Annotated in this window: 13 protein-coding genes; 4 read left to right on the top strand and 9 right to left on the bottom strand. The window is 70.2% G+C overall.

Annotated elements, in window-relative coordinates; genetic code table 11:
- Positions 1-93: 93 nt before the first annotated feature.
- Both CP970_RS35485 and CP970_RS35480 read right to left on the bottom strand, forming a co-directional pair.
- Positions 94-2,703, bottom strand: coding sequence for an ABC transporter permease/substrate binding protein (locus CP970_RS35485; protein WP_055554713.1), 2,610 nt, complete (start codon positions 2,701-2,703; stop codon positions 94-96).
- The gene (locus CP970_RS35480; protein ID WP_079043950.1) at positions 2,696-3,814 is read right to left on the bottom strand and encodes a quaternary amine ABC transporter ATP-binding protein; all 1,119 of its coding nucleotides are present in this window, start codon (positions 3,812-3,814) and stop codon (positions 2,696-2,698) included. The genes CP970_RS35485 and CP970_RS35480 overlap by 8 nt, the downstream gene beginning before the upstream one ends.
- Before the next feature lie 322 nt (positions 3,815-4,136).
- Here CP970_RS35480 and CP970_RS35475 point away from each other — a divergent pair, with 322 nt between their 5' ends.
- Both CP970_RS35475 and CP970_RS35470 read left to right on the top strand, forming a co-directional pair.
- Positions 4,137-5,042 (top strand): 5'-3' exonuclease, encoded by a 906-nt coding sequence (locus CP970_RS35475; protein ID WP_191094991.1) that lies wholly within the window; start codon positions 4,137-4,139, stop codon positions 5,040-5,042.
- 52 nt (positions 5,043-5,094) lie between these two features.
- Positions 5,095-5,931 (top strand): siderophore-interacting protein, encoded by an 837-nt coding sequence (locus tag CP970_RS35470; protein ID WP_055554706.1) that lies wholly within the window; start codon positions 5,095-5,097, stop codon positions 5,929-5,931.
- A gap of 70 nt (positions 5,932-6,001) precedes the next feature.
- Here the strand turns inward: CP970_RS35470 and CP970_RS35465 are convergent, their stop codons facing one another.
- Positions 6,002-6,601 carry a GNAT family N-acetyltransferase gene (locus tag CP970_RS35465; RefSeq protein ID WP_055554705.1) on the bottom strand — a complete coding sequence of 200 codons (600 nt, stop codon included), beginning with the start codon at positions 6,599-6,601 and terminating at the stop codon, positions 6,002-6,004.
- Positions 6,602-6,699: 98 nt separating this feature from the next.
- On the opposite strand from CP970_RS35465, the gene CP970_RS35460 reads away from it, so the two are divergent.
- Entirely contained in the window at positions 6,700-7,644 is a 945-nt protein-coding gene (locus CP970_RS35460) for an RluA family pseudouridine synthase (RefSeq protein WP_150494400.1), read from the top strand.
- On the opposite strand, the gene CP970_RS35455 is transcribed toward CP970_RS35460, so the two are convergent.
- From CP970_RS35455 to CP970_RS35435, 5 genes are all read right to left on the bottom strand, one after another.
- A complete protein-coding gene (locus CP970_RS35455; RefSeq protein ID WP_150494398.1) occupies positions 7,638-9,110 on the bottom strand; it encodes a cytochrome P450 in 1,473 nt (490 codons plus the stop codon). The genes CP970_RS35460 and CP970_RS35455 overlap by 7 nt on opposite strands.
- Positions 9,111-9,181: 71 nt before the next feature.
- A complete protein-coding gene (locus CP970_RS35450) occupies positions 9,182-9,805 on the bottom strand; it encodes a GTP-binding protein (RefSeq protein ID WP_055556822.1) in 624 nt (207 codons plus the stop codon).
- Complete coding sequence (locus tag CP970_RS35445) at positions 9,786-10,214, bottom strand: DUF742 domain-containing protein (RefSeq protein WP_055556819.1); 429 nt, start codon at positions 10,212-10,214, stop codon at positions 9,786-9,788. Before CP970_RS35445 ends, CP970_RS35450 begins: the two co-directional genes overlap by 20 nt.
- Complete coding sequence (locus CP970_RS35440; protein WP_055556816.1) at positions 10,211-10,618, bottom strand: roadblock/LC7 domain-containing protein; 408 nt, start codon at positions 10,616-10,618, stop codon at positions 10,211-10,213. The genes CP970_RS35445 and CP970_RS35440 overlap by 4 nt, the downstream gene beginning before the upstream one ends.
- On the bottom strand, positions 10,615-12,243 hold the full coding sequence (locus tag CP970_RS35435) for an ATP-binding protein (protein WP_079044076.1): 1,629 nt from the start codon (positions 12,241-12,243) through the stop codon (positions 10,615-10,617). The genes CP970_RS35440 and CP970_RS35435 overlap by 4 nt, the downstream gene beginning before the upstream one ends.
- Positions 12,244-12,804: 561 nt before the next feature.
- Between CP970_RS35435 and CP970_RS35430 the strand changes: the two genes are divergently transcribed.
- Positions 12,805-13,899 (top strand): LLM class flavin-dependent oxidoreductase, encoded by a 1,095-nt coding sequence (locus CP970_RS35430; RefSeq protein WP_055550724.1) that lies wholly within the window; start codon positions 12,805-12,807, stop codon positions 13,897-13,899.
- A gap of 117 nt (positions 13,900-14,016) precedes the next feature.
- Here the strand turns inward: CP970_RS35430 and CP970_RS35425 are convergent, their stop codons facing one another.
- Complete coding sequence (locus CP970_RS35425) at positions 14,017-16,827, bottom strand: DEAD/DEAH box helicase (protein ID WP_055550722.1); 2,811 nt, start codon at positions 16,825-16,827, stop codon at positions 14,017-14,019.
- Positions 16,828-16,831: the final 4 nt, after the last annotated feature.

Raw genomic sequence — 16,831 nt, 5'->3', positions numbered from 1 at the left:
CCGGAACGCCGAAAGGGGTGGGCTTCGCCACAAGGCGAGGCCCACCCCTCGGAGTGCTGACCGCGTGCGGCTACCGCGCGGTCGTCGTCCCGGCTACTTCGCGGACGTCATCTTCGACTCGAAGCCGGGGTTCTTCTTGAGCCAGGCGTCGACGGCCTTGGGCTCGTTGTTCTTGCCCGCCTTGTTGATCTCGTTCTCCAGGCTGGCCAGCTCCTGCTCGCTCATCTTGAAGTTCTTGAGCCACTTCGTGAGCTGCGGGTACTGGCTGGGGAAGTCCTTGCTGGAGAGCGTGCGGATCGTGTCGCCCTTGCCGAAGCCGCCCTTGGGGTCCTTCAGCTTGGTCAGGTCGTACTCGTTGTACGCCCAGTGCGGCGACCAGAGGAGCACCGCGACGGGCTCCTTCTTGGAGTAGGCGGCCTTGAGCTCGGAGAGCATCGCGGGGGTCGAGCCCGCGGCGATCTCGTACTCGTCCTCCAGGCCGTAGCCGGGCAGGACCTTGTCCTTGAGCGCCTGCATCACGCCGGTGCCCGGCTCGATGCCGATGATCTTGCCCTTGAACTTGTCGCCCTTGCCCTTGAGGTCCTCCAGGGACTTCACGTCCTTGACGTAGGACGGGACGGCGACCTCCAGGGACGTCGGGCTGTACCAGGAGCCCAGGTCGTTGAGGTTCGCCTTGTTCTTGTCCCAGTACGTCTTCTGGGCGGTGGGCAGCCACGCGTCGAGGTTGAGGTCGAGGTCGCCCTGCGCGAGACCGGTGTAGGCGGGGCCCACGTCGGCCGGCGTCAGGTCCATCTTGTAGCCGCGCTTCTCCAGGACGCGCTTCCACAGGTTGCTGACGGCGATGTTCTCGTCCCACGCGAAGTACGCGGCCTTCAGCGGGCGCTTGTTCTCGTCGCTGCCGGAGTTCTTGGGCAGCGGGGCGAGCTTGTCGACGACGCCCGGGTTCTTCTTCAGCCAGGCGCGCACGGCCTCCTGCTGCTTGCCCTTGCCCGCCTTGTTGATCTCCGCCTCAAGACCGGTGAGCTGCTTCTCGCTCATCTTGAAGTCCTTGAGCCACTTGCCGACCTCGGGGTTCTCGTCCGAGAAGCCCTTGCGCGCCAGTGTGTGCACGCCGTCGCCCTTGCCCCAGGCGCCCTTCGGGTCCTTGAGCTTCTTCAGCTTGAAGTCGCTGTAGGCCCAGTGCGGCGACCACAGGGTGGTGACGATCGGCTCCTTCTTGGAGTACGCGGCCTTCAGCTCGGCCAGCATCGCCGGGGTCGAGCCGTCGACGACCTTGTACTCCTTCTTCAGGCCGTACGCGTCGAGGACCTTGTCCTTGAGCAGGCCCATCATTCCGGCGCTCGACTCGATGCCGGTGATCTTGCCCTTGAAGGTGTCGCCCTTGCCCTTGAGGTCCTCGAGGGAGTTGAAGTCCTTCATGTACGCGGGAACGGCCAGCTCCAGCGAGGTGGGCCCGAACCAGGAGCCCATGTCCTCGAGGTCCTTGCCGTACTTCTTCCAGTACGAGGCGTGCGTCGTCGGCAGCCAGGAGTCCGTCTGGAAGTCGATGTCACCCTGCGCCAGGGAGGTGTAGAGCGGACCGGCCTCCAGCTGGCTGGTGGTCACCTTGAAACCGCGCTGCTCCAGGATCTCCTTCCAGAGGAAGGTGGAGGCGACGCCCTCGTCCCAGGGGATGTAGCCGACCTTGAGCTCCTTGCCGTCGCCGACGTTCTTGGCGTCGGCCACGGACTCGGACTTGGTGCCGCCGAAGATGCCCATGCCGCCCGCGACGAGCGCGAGGACGACGACGCCGACCATCGCGACGACGGGCCGGGGACGGTAGTTCCAGATGTTCAGACCCTGCGCGGCCCGCAGCTTGGCGAGCGCGCGGCGGCCCAGCGGCGAGACCTGGCCGCCCAGACCGCTGGTGACGCGGTCCAGGTAGATGGCGAGGATCACGATGGAGACGCCCGCCTCGGCGCCGAGACCGACGTCGAGCTGGCCGATGGCCGCGTTGACGTCGGCGCCGAGCCCCGGGGTGCCGACCATGCCGGTCAGTGCCGCCATGGAAAGGCCGAGCATGATGACCTGGTTGACACCGGCCATGATCGTCGGCAGCGCGAGCGGCAGCTGGACCCGGAAGAGGGTGTTGCGGGGCGTGGTGCCGAACGCGTCGGCGGCCTCGACCAGCTCCTTGTCGACCTGGCGGATGCCGAGCTCCGTCATGCGCACACCGGGGGCGAGCGCGAAGACGATCGTGGCGACGATGCCCGCGGGGGCGCCCATGCGGAAGAACAGCAGCGCCGGGATGAGGTAGATCATCGCGGGCAGCGTCTGCATGAAGTCGAGGACGGGCCTGACGATGCCGCTGACCGTCTTGGAACGGGCCGCCCAGATGCCCACGGGCACGGCTATGACCAGCGCCACGAAGGTCGAGACGAGCACCAGGGCCAGCGTCATCATCGCGTTGTCCCACAGCTCCAGGGACACGATGAAGGAGAAGCCGACGAAGGAGAGGACGCCGCCGAGCAGGCCGCGCAGCCAGAACGCGATGACCGCGAGGATGCCCGCCATCAGCAGCGGCTCGGGACCCGAGAGAACGTCGAAGACGCCGTCCCACATGTTCTGGAAGATCGTCTTGATGAACGAGAACAGCCAGTCCATATGGGTTCTGGACCATTCGACCGCGTCATTGACCCAGTCGCCGAAGGGAATCCTAGGCACCGCTGCTCACCTTGCCCACGTTCTTGCCGTTGTCCTGCCCGGGGACGGAGGCGGGCGCCGCGTCCTGCGGCTCCGCCGGCGTCTCCGACTTCATCGGCTCGCCGAGCACCGCGAGGAGCCTGGCCCGCGGCACGACACCGACGAGCTTGCCCGCCTCGTCGGTCACGGCCACCGCGACACCGCTGGTGGAGCAGGGCGTGAACAGCTCGATGATGGGGGTGTCCTCGGTGACCGTCGCGGGGGCGTCGGCCAGCACGAAGTCCTCGTCGGGGTCAGCCATGATCGCGCCCGCGGAGAGCACCCGGGAACGGTCGACGTCCTGTGTGAACGCGGCGACGTAGTCGTTGGCCGGGGTGACGAGGATGTCCTCGGCGTTGCCGATCTGGACGATCTGCCCGTCGCGCATGACGGCGATCTGGTCGCCCAGGCGCATGGCCTCGTTCAGATCGTGGGTGATGAAGACGATGGTCTTCTTCAGCCGCTTCTGGAGCACCAGGAGCTGGTCCTGCATGTCACGGCGGATCAGCGGGTCGAGCGCGCTGAACGACTCGTCCATGAGGAGCAGGTCGGCGTCGGTGGCGAGCGCGCGGGCCAGGCCCACGCGCTGCTGCATGCCGCCGGACAGCTCGTCGGGCCAGGACTTCTCCCAGCCCTTGAGACCGGCCAGCTCCAGCGCCTCGGTGGCCCGCTTCTCGCGCTCGGCGCGCGGCACGCCCTGTACCTCGAGGCCGTAACCGGCGTTCTCGAGCACGCTCCTGTGGGGGAAGAGCGCGAAGTGCTGGAAGACCATGCTGATCTTCTTGGAACGCACCTCCCGCATCTCCTTGGCGCTCAGCTCGGTCAGGTCCTGACCGTCGAAGCGGACGTGACCGGCCGTCGGCTCCGACAGTCCGTTGAGCATGCGCAGCAACGTGGACTTGCCGGATCCGGAGAGACCCATGACGACGAAGATCTGGCCCGGTTCGACCTCGAAGGAGGCATCGATCACGGCGGCGGTGGTGCCGTCGGCGCGCAGCTCCTCTCGGTCGGCTCCGTGGCGGAGTCGCTCCACCGCGTCATCGGGTCGTCTGCCGAACACTTTGTACAAGTGCTCGGCTTGCAGCCTGGACACATACACCTCTCGGGTCGAACCAAGACGGCCCGCCTCCCCCGCCGGCGGGCCGTGGAACGCAGTGGCTTCTGCCCACTTGCCCGATCGAATAGTTGAATACTCGACCGGGTTCGCTCCGGATGCGCGCCTTCCCGCACTTACACGAATCAAACCGAGGAGTGTTCCAGCTCACATTTGTTGCACTCTCGGCAAGGCTTCTGCGTGATGCGCAACGCGGTTCCGGCAGCCGCACGGAGGGTCCCTCGCCCCGCGGCGCCGTACGGCTCCACTGTCGGTGCCGTGCGGCATGATGCGCAACGTGACTCAGCGAACTCGACGCCTCATGCTTCTTGACACGGCCTCCCTCTACTACCGTGCCTACTTCGGGGTACCGGAGTCGATGAAGGCCCCGGACGGCACCCCGGTGAACGCCGTGCGCGGACTCCTCGACTTCATCACGCGCCTCGTCCAGGACCACCGGCCCGACGACCTGGTCGCCTGCATGGACGCGGACTGGCGCCCGCACTGGCGGGTCGAGCTCATCCCCTCCTACAAGGCGCATCGCGTCGCCGAGGAGGTCCCCGAGGGCCCGGACGCCGAGGAGACCCCGGACACGCTCGCGCCGCAGGTCCCGATCATCGAGGACGTGCTCGACGCGATCGGCATCGCGCGCGTGGGCGTACCGGCGTACGAGGCGGACGACGTGATCGGCACCTTCGCGGCCCGCGCGAGCGGCCCGGTCGACATCGTCACCGGCGACCGCGACCTCTACCAGCTGGTGGACGACGAGCGCGGCATCCGCGTCCTCTACCCCCTCAAGGGCGTCGGCTCCCTCCAGATCACCGACGAGAGCTGGCTGCGCGAGAAGTACGGCGTGGACGGCCCGGGCTATGTGGACCTGGCCCTGCTGCGCGGCGACCCGAGCGACGGCCTGCCCGGCGTCCCCGGCATCGGCGAGAAGACGGCGGCCAAGCTCCTGGACGCCTTCGGCGACCTGGCCGGGATCATGGCGGCGGTGGACGACCCGAAGGCGAAGCTCACGCCGTCGCAGCGCAAGCGGCTCGACGAGGCGCGGCCGTACGTCGCGGTCGCGCCGAAGGTCGTCCGGGTCGCGGGCGACGTACCGCTGCCCGACGTGGACCTCGCGCTGCCGCACGAGCCGCGCGACCCCGCGACGCTCGACGAGCTGGCGGCCCAGTGGAACCTGGGCGGCTCTCTGCAGCGGCTGCTCTCCACTCTCCACGCCTGAGGTGTTAACTTAGGCTTGCCTAAGTAATAGTGGATCAGGGGAGGCCGTCGCCATGGCAGAACGTCCGGCACGCAAAGCACCGCAGACCCATGTCGCCCACGTGGTGCGCACCGAGCGGCTCACCCCGCACATGCAGCGCGTGGTCCTCGGCGGGGAAGGACTCGCCCAGTTCACCGCGGGCGAGTGCACCGATCACTACGTGAAGCTGCTCTTCGACGCCGAGGGCGTCACCTATCCCGAGCCCTTCGACATGCAGCGGATCCGCGAGGAGTTCCCGCGCGAGCAGTGGCCGGTGACGCGGACGTACACCGTGCGCTGGTGGGACCCCGAGGCCCGCGAGCTCGCCGTGGACTTCGTGATCCACGGCGACCAGGGCCTCGCGGGACCGTGGGCACGGGACGCCCGCCTCGGCGACACGATCCGCTTCCTCGGCCCCGGCGGCGGCTACGCCCCGGACGCGGACGCGGGCTGGCACCTCCTGGCCGGTGACGAGAGCGCCCTGCCCGCGATCGCCGCCGCCGCGGAGGCGCTCCCGAGCGGCGCGGTCGCCCGGATCTTCGTGGAGGTCGAGGGCCCCGAGGAGGAGCAGAAGATCGCGACGGACGCCGAGGTCGTCTGGCTGCACCGGGGCGAGCGTCCGGTCGGCGAGCTCCTCGTCGAGGCCGTGCGCGCCCTGGAGTTCCCCGCGGGCGAGGTGCAGGCCTTCGTGCACGGCGAGGCGGGCTTCGTGAAGGAGCTGCGCCGCTACCTGCGCGTCGAGCACGAGGTGCCGCGCGAGCGCCTGTCCATCTCCGGCTACTGGCGCGTGGGCCACAACGAGGACGGCTGGCAGGCGTCCAAGCGCGAGTGGAACGCACAGGTGGAGGCGGAGCAGGAGCAGGCGGCCTGACCGCCCGCCCGCACGGGCTGCCATGCGGACAGCCGTACGGGCGAAGGGGAAGCGGCGCCCGGTCCCGCCGTCACACCGCGGCGACCGGACCGTCTCCCCTGATCCGCGCGTGCAGATGCATGTCGTGCCAGCCGTCCTCGTGCAGCCCGGCGCCGCGCTTGGTGCCCTCCACCGCGAAGCCGGTCTTCAGAGCGACCTTGCAGGACGCCTCGTTGGCCGTCGCATGGGTCAACTCCAGGCGGTGCAGGCCCACTTCGTCGAAGGCCCAGCGCGTGAGCGCGACGACGGAACGCGGCGCGACGCCCCGGCCGCGCGCCGACGGCATGGTCCAGTAGGCGACTTCGCCCTGCCCGTCGGCGAGGAGGAGGGACTTCAGGGCGATCCGGCCCGCCACCTCGTCCGTCCCGGCGTCGGCGACCGCCCAGTACGCGTCGCGCTCCTCGGCCCAGCTCGCGCGCCACTCCTCGATCCAGCCGAGCGCCTCGCTCTCGGACTCGGCCACGCGCGCGTGCCAGCGCTGGATCACGGGGTCCTGGAACGCCTCGTACACGGCGGGCGCGTCGGTGGCCGCCCACGGGCGGATGACCAGACCGCCGGGGACCGGGATGGCGGGCTGCTCCTGGCGGGCGAACGTACCGGACTCGACAATGTCCTGGATCTTGAAGGGCATGCCCTCATCGTGTCAGCGGGGCGCACCGAGGGGCAGCGATTTTCCCCGCCCACGAGCCGCGCGGGCCGACCGGCACCGCCCCGTACCCTGACCTCCTGATGAGACGAAAGCCCCGCGTTCCCCCCGCGCCCCTCCCCCAGCGCGACGGCATCGACCCCGTCCGGGTCAAGCTGCCGCCCGAAGGCCCGTGGCCCACCGTGCGGGACCACCTCGTGGAGCGGCTCGCCGCCGGGGCCGGGGTCATCGACGCCCTGCTGCGGGACGGCAGGATCGTCGGCGCCGACGGGATCGCGGTGGCCCCGGACGCGCCGTACGCGCCCGGGGCCTTCGTCTGGTTCCACCGGGACCTGCCGCACGAGGTGCCGGTCCCCTTCGCGCTCGACGTCGTCCACCGCGACGAGCACATCGTCGTCGTCGACAAGCCGCACTTCATGGCGACGATGCCGCGCGGCTCCCACGTCACCCAGACCGCCCTCGCCCGGCTGCGCGCCGAGCTCGGCATCCCGACGCTCGGCGCGGCGCACCGCCTGGACCGGCTCACCGCCGGGCTGCTCCTGTTCACCGTGCGCCCCGAGGAACGCGGCGCCTACCAGACGCTGTTCAGCGCCCGCCGCGTCCACAAGGAGTACGAGGCGATCGCCCCGCACGATCCGGCCGTGCCGCTCCCGCGCACCGTGCGCAGCCACATCGAGAAGGTGCGCGGGATCATCGCGGCGTACGAGGTGGCGGACGCGGAGCCGAACAGCGAGAGCCGGATCGAGCTCGTCGAGCACCGCGCGGGACTCGGCCGCTACCGACTGACCCCGCACACCGGCCGCACCCACCAACTCCGCGTCCACATGAACGCGTTGGGCCTGCCGATCCTCGGGGACCCGGTCTACCCGGTGGTGGCGGACCCGGCGGCGCCCGGCGACTTCCGGCGGCCCTTGCAACTCCTCTCCCGTGTCCTGGAGTTCACCGACCCGGTGACCGGAGCCGCGCACCGCTTCGTCAGCGACCGGACGCTGGGCGCCTGGTCGGCGTACGACACCTGGGCTCAGTAGCCCCGCCACCAGGTCAGGAAGCGGCGCCAGGCCCCCTTGGGCCGTTCGGGCCCGGCGACGGGCACGGGCACGGCCTGCTGCGGCTCCGGCGGGACCGCGGGCTCCGGCCTGCGCGGCGGCGGGGACGACACGTGCCAGTCCCTGCGCGGCGGGGGCACCTGTGCCGATGGCCGGGCCATCACGTCCTGCGGCGGGCGCGGCGCGAAGCGCACGGGCAGCTGCACCAGATGCCGCGACAGGATCGACGACGTCCAGCGCAACTCGCTCTCGTCCACGTCGAGTTCGACGTCGGGAAGCCGCATCAGGAGCGCGTCGACCCCGGTGTCGGCGATGGCGCGTCCGATGTCCTGTCCCGGGCATTCGTGCGGTCCGCTGCCGAAGGCGAGGTGTGAGCGGTTGCCCTGCATGTTGGCGGCGAGGTCGGGACGGACCACCGGGTCGACGTTGCCCGGCGCGATGCCGAAGATCAGGCCGTCCCCCGGCCTGATCCGCTGGCCGCCGAGCTGGGTCTCCTGCTTGGCGAAGTAGCCGACCATCGCACTGAACGGCGGCTCGTCCCAGAGGGACTGCTCGACCGCCTCGGGGACCGTCATCTGGCCGCCGCTGAGCTGGGCGCGGAAGCGCGGGTCGGTGAGGACCATCCGCAGCACGTTCGCGATGAGGTTGGCGGTGGCCTCGTACGCCGCGATGAGCACCAGGCGCAGGTGCGCGCCGACCTCGTCGTCGGTGAGCTGGGCGGGGTGCGCGATGAGGCTGCTGGTGAAGTCCTCCTCGGGGTGGGCACGGCGCCGCGCCACCAGACCCATCATCACTTCCATGATGTACGCGTTGCTGGCGATGGCGGTCTCGGTGCCCTTGATCATGTCGCGGGCCGACTGCACCATGCGCTCGTTGTACTCCTCGGGCATGCCGAGGATGTGACACATCACCATCATCGGCAGGTGCTCGGCGAACTGGCTGACGAGGTCGGCGTGGCCGTCCTGGCAGATGTCGTTGAGGAGGTGGTTCGTATACCGGTTGATGTAGCGGCGGACGCCGCGGTGGTCGATGCCCGACATGGCGCCGGTGACGGCGCCGCGCAGCCGCTGGTGCTCGTCGCCCTCGGCGAAGGTGGCCATCGGCTGCCAGGTGAAGACGGGCGCGAGCGGGTTGTCCGGCCGTGCGGTGCCGTCCCGCACGGCCCGCCAGATGCGCGAGTCGCGGGTGTACTGCGAGGGGGTGCGGACCATGTGGAGGTTCTCGCTGTGGCCGAGCACCGCCCAGATCGGCACGTCGTTGTGGATCAGGACGGGCGCGACCGCGCCGTGCTCGGCGCGCAGCTTCTCGTAGAGGCCCGCGAGATCGGTGTCGGCCTCGGGTCCGTACAGACGGCGCAGGCCGCCGGGTCCGAGGCCGTGGGCGGGGCAGCCGGGCGGCGGCGCGGCCGAGTCGTCGGTGCCGGGCCAGGAGGAGGAGGGAGTCGTCACGTGCGTCGCTCCGGGTTCGCGGAAGGGGGTTGCGGTGGAGGGGGGTTGCAGTGGGGGGCTGAGGGCCGCGGTCAGGCGCGGGCCACGGCCAGCGAGTGGAGATAGCGCATCAGCGTCATCAGGACGTCTCTGCTCGACTCCCTGCGACGGGCGTCACAGCTGAGGATCGGCACGGCGGGTTCCAGGTCGAGGGCCTTGCGCAAGGTCTCGACCGGGTGGTCGGGCGCGTCGGGGAAGGAGTTGACGGCGACGACGAAGGGCACGCCGCGCTCCTCCAGACGTCCGATCACGTCGAAGCTGACCGCGAGCCTGCGGGTGTCGATGAGGACGACCGCGCCGAGCGCGCCTTCGAAGAGGCCGTTCCACAGGAACCAGAAGCGCTCCTGCCCCGGGGTCCCGAAGAGATAGAGGACCAGCTCTTCGGAGATGCTGATCCGCCCGAAGTCCATGGCCACGGTGGTGGCCGTCTTGGATTCCGAGCCGTAGTTGTCGTCGACACCGATGCCCGCCTGGGTCATGGTCTCTTCGGTCGTCAGCGGCCTGATCTCGCTGACCGAGCCGACCATGGTCGTCTTGCCGACCCCGAACCCGCCCACGACCACGACCTTCACTGCGGCGGCTGCCGTGTGCGGCAGGACGTCCTCACTGCGCGGTCCGGTGATCGTGTCGGTGTTCTTAAAGTTTCTGGAGTCCATGCATCACCGCTTCGAGGAGGGACCGGTCGGGGAGCGCGGAGCGGACGACGGGGGCACGCGCCTGAATGAGCTCGGTCGCCAGTAACTCCGTCAGGACGACGGTCACGACGCTGAACGGCAGCGCCATGTAGGCAGAGAGTTCGGCGACGGAGAGTGGCGTCGTACAGAGCCGCAGGATCGCGGAGTGCTCCGGCTGCGCCGTGGGGGCCGCCTCGCCCGCCGCCACGATCAGGGTGACGAGATCGAGCGGCGCGCGGTCGGTCCCCTCACCCGTGAGGATGTACAGCCGCTCGGGGTTCTCCGGGCTGCGGCGTTCGCGCTGGGGCGGGGCGTCGCAGGCCGGGGCGCCGTCCTTGGCGGGGGTCTCACTGTGCGGGGGGCTGTGCGAGGAGCCTTGCGGAGGAGTCATACGGCCTGCCCGTCACGCCGGGGCGGGCTCGTCAGGTGGGCGCCGATGCGTACGACGAGGTCGCGCATGCGGGTGCCGATGAGGCCCGCGTCGACGGTCTCGTCTGCGAGCACCGCGAGATAGGCCCCTGCCCCGGCGGCCATCAGATAGAAGTAGCCGCCGTTGATCTCGATGATGACCATCTTCATGCCGCCGTCGCTGTGCGGGATCTCCGTGGCCACGGCGGCGGCCAGGCTCTGCAGGCCGGCGCAGGCGGCGGCGATGCGGTCGGCCGCGTCCGGGTCGCCGCCGTAGCGTGCGATGCGCAGGCCGTCGGCGGAGAGCACCACGATCTGCCGCGTCTGCGGCACCCCGTCGGCGAGCTCCTTGAGCATCCAGTCGAAATTGGCGCGTTGCTGGATCACTTCCAGCCCCCCTCGTCGGCGTTGCCGTGGTCGTTCTGGCTGGGTCCCTGCGGAGGGATGTGTCCCTGCGGGGCGGACGGGTCGGGGTCCTGGGGCTCATCGCCCTTGACGCCCTTCATGAACGCCTCGATCCACAGGCCCGGTTCGGGCTCTTCCCGCTTGGGCGCGGGCGGCGGGGGCGGTGCGGTCGCGGCGGCGTGCGCCTCGGCGATCCGCTGGGCCTCGGCCTCCTGGGCGTACCGCTCGCTCAGGGAGATCTTGACGCGACTGCGCCGCTGCGGCAGGCCGTTCGGCGTCCACTCGGTGACCTCGGGGACGTCGTCCTCCATGGTCGCGGTGAGCGGGGAGCGCAGCGGCGGTCCCGCGGTGACGACCCGGGGCTTCTTGCGCCGGATGTTGCGCGCGGGCTCCTCGATGGGCCGTCCGCCGTTGTCCACGCGGGGTACGGCGGAGGCGCCGATGCCGTGGGCGAGACCGGGCGCGGGCCCGGTGGTCATCATCTCGCGCGGCACGATGAGCACCGCGCGCACGCCGCCGTAGGCGGACTGGCGCAGGGAGACCTGGAGGTTGTACATCTGCGAGAGCCTGCCGACCACGGCCATGCCCAGGCGCGGGGTCTCACCGAGGTCGTTGAGGTCGATGCCGGCCTGCGCCTGCTCCAGCATGCGCTCGGCCCTGGCCCGGGCCTCCTCGCTGAGGCTGACGCCGCCGTCCTCGATCTCGACGGCGATGCCGGTCTGCACCTCGACGGCGGTGACGTGCACCTTGGTCTGCGGCGGCGAGTACCGGGTGGCGTTGTCGAGGAGTTCCGCGCAGGCGTGGATGAGCGGTTCGACGGACGTGCCGTGGATGGCGACGTTCGCGATCGAGTGCAGCTCGACGCGCGGGTAGTCGAGGATCCGGGACATCGCGCCGCGCAACACGCTGAACAGCGGTACGGGCTTGGGCCATTGGCGTCCTGGGCGGGCTCCGCCGAGCACCGCGATGGAGTCGGCGAGACGGCCGATCAGCGCGGTGCCGTGGTCGATGCGGAGCAGGTCGTCGAAGACCTCGGGGTTGCGCCCGTGGAACTCCTCCATGTCGCGCAGTTCCGCGGCCTGTTGGTGGACGATGGACTGCACGCGCCGCGCGATGTTGACGAAGGCGCGCTGCGCGGACTCGCGCATGGCCTCTTCGCGGTCCAGGGTGTCGAGCACGGAACGCAGCAGTTCGCGCTGCGAGTCCGGGAGTTCGCGGTAGGCCTCGTCGTTGTCGACGACGTTGCGGACCACTTCCACGGGTGATTCGCCCTGGCGCAGTCGCCAGAGCGCCTCGGGCAGGATCTCCCTGCCCAGGCGGACGGTCTCGTCGTCATGGGATGCGATGCGCCGTTCGAGGAAGGCGAGCCGCTGTGCGTACTGCGCGCGCAACCCCCGGATGGTCCGGCCGCGCCGCACGGCTTCGGTGCCGACCACGATGACCATGAGGGTCGCGACGGTGCCGCACAAGCCCACGGCGGGGCGGGCCGGCTCCGTCACCGCGGCGACGGCCGCTCCGGTCGCCGCGGCCATCAGCATGGCGGGCAGCAACAGCACACGCGCGTAAGGGATTTCTCGGCCACCGGGAGGCGATTGAACACTCACCATGTATGCCCTCTGAACACTCGTCTTGGGGGGAAATCGGGGGACTCTGTGGGAATGGGGGTGGTACTGGGGGATGTGGTGCTGGGGGTGGTGGAGCGATGGAGCCGTGGAACAAAACGAACCTTCGAAAGATCTCAGAACAAGCGCGCGAATTTATCGCAACTCGTTTCAACTCGCCGCGCTCCGGGCGAGCTTAGTCCGCCGGAATCATCGCCGAGTCATATTCGGCAACCCCCTGCAGATGCCCGTCCCAGGGGCATACACTCGCCCCATTTACACGCCCGGCGATCACTCGAACACCTTGAGTGACCGCTTCGAACGGCGGGCAAGGCTCTTCGGCGAGAGCGGGAATGGGCTCCGCCGCACCGTGGTTGACGCTCCGTATGGACGACTGCTCCGTCGTGAACCCGGGCCCCCGGCCGCGCCTGGTCACCCGCGACCACATCGACTTCGGTCGTGTGTGGTCGGCGGCGTGTTGCTGACAGCGCCACGCCGCCGCCCGCAACGACCACTCGCCACCGGCCGGTTCACCGCAGCCGGAGCAGCAGGAGATGAGGCTTCGCCATGCCCGTCGAGTTCCTCGGCATCGCCGCCACCAACGAAGGATCCGAAGTCACCGCGCGCTCCGGCGCCTCCTTCGACAAGGACTACACCCTCAGGCTCGCCAGGGCCCACGAGGACCACGGCTGGGACCGGGTCCTGTTCGCCTACGGTTCGGGCTCCCCCGACCCCTCCCCCGCGGCCGCCTACATCGCGGCCCGCACCGAGCGGCTCCAGATCCTGGTCGCGCACCGCCCCAACGTGTCGTACCCGACGTTCGCAGCGAAGACCTTCGCGACCCTCGACCAGATCAGTGAAGGGCGCCTCGCGGTGCACTTCATCACCGGCGGCAACGACCACGAGCAGCAGCGCGAGGGCGACTTCCTCACCAAGGACGAGCGCTACGCACGCACCCGCGAGGCCATCCAGATCATCAAGAAGGCCTGGACGTCACACGAACCCTTCGACCACGAGGGCACGCACTACCGCTTCAACGACTTCGTCAGCGACACCTTCCCCGTCCAACAGCCGCATCCCCGCGTCTCGTTCGGCGGCTCATCGCCCGCCGCGTACGCCGCGGGCGGCGCCGAGGCCGACATCTACTGCCTGTGGGGCGAGCCCCTGGCGCAGACCGCCGAGCAGATCGAGTCGGTGAAGGCGGCGGCGAAGGCCGCGGGCCGCACCGACGTCCCCACCATCCAGGTGGCGTTCCGCCCGATCATCGCGCCGACCGAGGAGCTGGCCTGGGAGAAGGCGTACGCGACCCTCGACCGGATCAAGGCCCGCGCCGCGGGCGCCACGCTCTCCCGGCGCCGCCCGCCCGGCGAGCCGCAGAACGCGGGATCGCAGCGGCTCCTCGCGGCGGCCGCGGCCGGTGAGCGCCACGACCGCGCGCTGTGGACGCCGACCGCCGCTGAGACCGGCGGCGCGGGCAACTCGACGGCCCTGGTGGGGACTCCGGAGACGGTCGCGCAGGCCCTGCTCGACTACTACGACCTGGGCGTGGAAATCCTCTCCGCCCGCGGCTACGACCTGCTGGACGACGCGATCGACTTCGGCCGCCACGTGATCCCGATCGTGCGCGAGGAGGTGGCGAAGCGGGACGCTGCGCGGGCCTGAGACATGTGCGGCCCCGTCCCGCGACGCGCCTGAACGCTCCGCTGGACGACCAGCCACATCCGCGGGCCGGATGTGGCTGGTCGCGCGGTTCCCCGCGCCCCTGACGGGGCGGACCTCTCACCCGACCGAGCTGTACGCCACGACCCCCCGCAACAGCTGATCAACCGCCTTGCGCGCGTTCTTCGCGACCGTGCTGCCCTCCCGCGGCGCCGCCGCCGCGATCTGGCCGAGCACGTCGATGACCTGCTTGCACCAGCGCACGAAGTCACCGGCCGGCATCTCCGCCTCGCGCAGGACCTCGTCGAGCCCCTTGTCGTTGGCCCACATGTACGCCGCCCAGGCGAAGCCCAGGTCCGGCTCGCGCTGCCCGACGCCCTCGGTCTGGCTGATCTTGAAATCCTCTTCGAGACCGTCGAGGCGGCCCCAGATCCGCACCATCTCGCCGAGCGCCGCCTTCGCCGCGCCGGACGGCAGCTTGGGCGCGAGCGCGTCGTCGCCCACCCGCGCCTCGTAGACCAACGCGGAGACGCACGCGGCCAGTTCGGCGGGGCTGAGCCCCTCCCAGACCCCGGCGCGCAGGCACTCGCTGGCGAGCAGGTCCAGCTCTCCGTAGAGCCGGGCGAGCCGCTTGCCGTGCTCGGTGACCTCGTTGCCCCGCAGGTAGTCGAGCTCGGTGAGCAAGGCGACGATGCGGTCGAAGGTGCGGGCGATGGTGTTCGTCCGCCCCTCTATGCGCCGCTCCAGCTGCGAGGTGTCGCGCTTGAGGCGGTGGTACCGCTCGGCCCAGCGCGCGTGGTCCTCGCGCTCGTCGCAGCCGTGACAGGGGTGCGCGCGCAGCTCCGTGCGCAAGCGGGCGATCTCCTGGTCGTCGGCGGCCGCCGCGCGCCCCTTGCGGTGCCGGTCGGGGACGATGTGCCCCGCCTTGGTGCGCAGCGCGGACGCCAGGTCACGGCGGGACTGCGGCGAGCGGGCGTTGAACGACTTCGGGATGCGCATCCGCTCCAGGGCCTCGACGGGCACCGGGAAGTCCATCGCCGCGAGCCGCTTGACCTGCCGCTCGGCGGTGAGCACCAGCGGCCGCGGCCCGTCCACGTGGTCGAAGCCGCGCTGCCCGCTGGCCCGCCCGGCGGGCAGCCCCGGGTCGAGCACGAGCGCGAGGCCCGCGTACTTCCCCGTCGGAACGTGGATGACGTCGCCCGGCTTGAGCTTCTCCAGGGCGGCGGCAGCGGCGACCCTGCGCTGGGCCGCACCCTGCTTGGCCAGCTCGGTCTCGCGGTCCTTGAGTTCGCGACGCAGTCGCGCGTACTCCTCGAAGTCCCCCAAGTGACAGGTCATGGAGGCCTGGTAGCCCTCCAGGCCCTCCTCGTTCTTCTGCACCTGCCGGGAGATCCCGACGACCGACTTGTCGGCCTGGAACTGCGCGAAGGACGTCTCCAGAAGCTCGCGCGAGCGGTGCCGCCCGAACTGGTCGACCAGGTTCACCGCCATGTTGTACGACGGCTTGAAGCTGGAGCGCAGCGGGTACGTGCGCGTACCGGCGAGCCCGGCCAGGTGCTCGGGGCTCATGGCGCGCTGCCACAGGACCACCGCATGGCCCTCGACGTCGATGCCTCGGCGGCCCGCACGACCCGTCAACTGCGTGTACTCGCCGGGGGTGATGTCGGCATGCTGCTCGCCGTTCCACTTGACGAGCTTTTCGAGGACCACGCTGCGCGCGGGCATGTTGATGCCGAGCGCGAGCGTCTCGGTCGCGAAGACGGCCTTGACCAGGCCGCGCACGAACAGCTCCTCGACGACCTCCTTGAAGCTGGGCAACATGCCCGCGTGGTGCGCCGCGATGCCGCGCTCCAGTCCTTCGAGCCATTCGTAGTAGCCAAGGACGTGGAGGTCCTCGTTCGGGATCGAACCCGTGCGCTCCTCGACGATCTCGCGGACCCTCATCCGCGCGCCGTCGTCGTTCAGCCTGAGGCCCGCGTACAGACACTGCTGGACGGCGGCCTCGCACGCGGCGCGGCTGAAGATGAACGTGATGGCGGGCAACAGGCCCTCGGAGTCGAGCCGTTCGATGACCTCGGGGCGGCCCGGCGTCCAGATCCGTGAGCGCTGTCTGCGCTCGCGCTCGCGGTCGGCCTCGCGGATCATCTTGCCCTTGCGGCGATCGCGCGGGTTGTACGAACGGCTGGCCTCCATCCGCGCCATGCGCGTGAGGTCGGGGTTGACCGCCTTCTTCTGGCCCTCGCCCTCCTCGAAGAGGTCATACATCCGACGCCCCGCGAGGACGTGCTGGAAGAGCGGCACGGGCCGGTGCTCGGAGACGATCACCTCGGTGTCGCCGCGCACCGTGTCGAGCCAGTCGCCGAACTCCTCGGCGTTGGACACGGTGGCCGACAGGGAGACGAGCGTGACCGACTCCTGGAGGTGGATGATCACTTCCTCCCAGACGGCGCCGCGGAAGCGGTCGGAGAGGTAGTGCACCTCGTCCATGACCACGTATCCGAGGTTGAGCAGCGACTGCGAGCCCGAGTACAGCATGTTCCGCAGGACTTCGGTGGTCATGACGACCACCGGGGCATCGGAGTTGACGCTGTTGTCGCCGGTGAGCAGGCCGACCTTGTCCGCGCCGTACCGCTTGGCGAGGTCGGCGTACTTCTGGTTGGAGAGCGCCTTGATGGGCGTGGTGTAGAAGCACTTCTTGCCCTGCAGCAGAGCGAGGTGCACGGCGAATTCGCCGACGATCGTCTTGCCCGAGCCCGTGGGGGCGGCGACGAGCACGCCCTTGCCCGCCTCGAGCGCCTGGCAGGCCTCGATCTGGAAGGGGTCGAGGCCGAATTCGTACATCTCGCGGAAGGACGCGAGTGCGGTGGCCTGCTCGACAGCGCGCTTGCGCGCCGCCGCGTACCGCTCGGCCGGTGAGAGGTCCTCTGTCATCGTG

Source organism: Streptomyces kanamyceticus (assembly GCF_008704495.1).
Classification (GTDB): domain Bacteria; phylum Actinomycetota; class Actinomycetes; order Streptomycetales; family Streptomycetaceae; genus Streptomyces; species Streptomyces kanamyceticus.
This window is presented reverse-complemented; position numbering and strand designations above follow the sequence as displayed.

What these genes read in the sequence shown, in the direction of transcription:
- CP970_RS35475 (WP_191094991.1), top strand. Translation starts at nt 4,137, where the DNA reads ATGCTTCTTGACACGGCCTCCCTCTACTACCGTGCCTACTTCGGGGTA.
- CP970_RS35470 (WP_055554706.1), top strand. Translation starts at nt 5,095, where the DNA reads ATGGCAGAACGTCCGGCACGCAAAGCACCGCAGACCCATGTCGCCCAC.
- CP970_RS35465 (WP_055554705.1), bottom strand. Translation starts at nt 6,601, where the DNA reads ATGCCCTTCAAGATCCAGGACATTGTCGAGTCCGGTACGTTCGCCCGC.
- CP970_RS35460 (WP_150494400.1), top strand. Translation starts at nt 6,700, where the DNA reads ATGAGACGAAAGCCCCGCGTTCCCCCCGCGCCCCTCCCCCAGCGCGAC.
- CP970_RS35450 (WP_055556822.1), bottom strand. Translation starts at nt 9,805, where the DNA reads ATGGACTCCAGAAACTTTAAGAACACCGACACGATCACCGGACCGCGC.
- CP970_RS35445 (WP_055556819.1), bottom strand. Translation starts at nt 10,214, where the DNA reads ATGACTCCTCCGCAAGGCTCCTCGCACAGCCCCCCGCACAGTGAGACC.
- CP970_RS35435 (WP_079044076.1), bottom strand. Translation starts at nt 12,243, where the DNA reads ATGGTGAGTGTTCAATCGCCTCCCGGTGGCCGAGAAATCCCTTACGCG.
- CP970_RS35430 (WP_055550724.1), top strand. Translation starts at nt 12,805, where the DNA reads ATGCCCGTCGAGTTCCTCGGCATCGCCGCCACCAACGAAGGATCCGAA.
- CP970_RS35425 (WP_055550722.1), bottom strand. Translation starts at nt 16,827, where the DNA reads ATGACAGAGGACCTCTCACCGGCCGAGCGGTACGCGGCGGCGCGCAAG.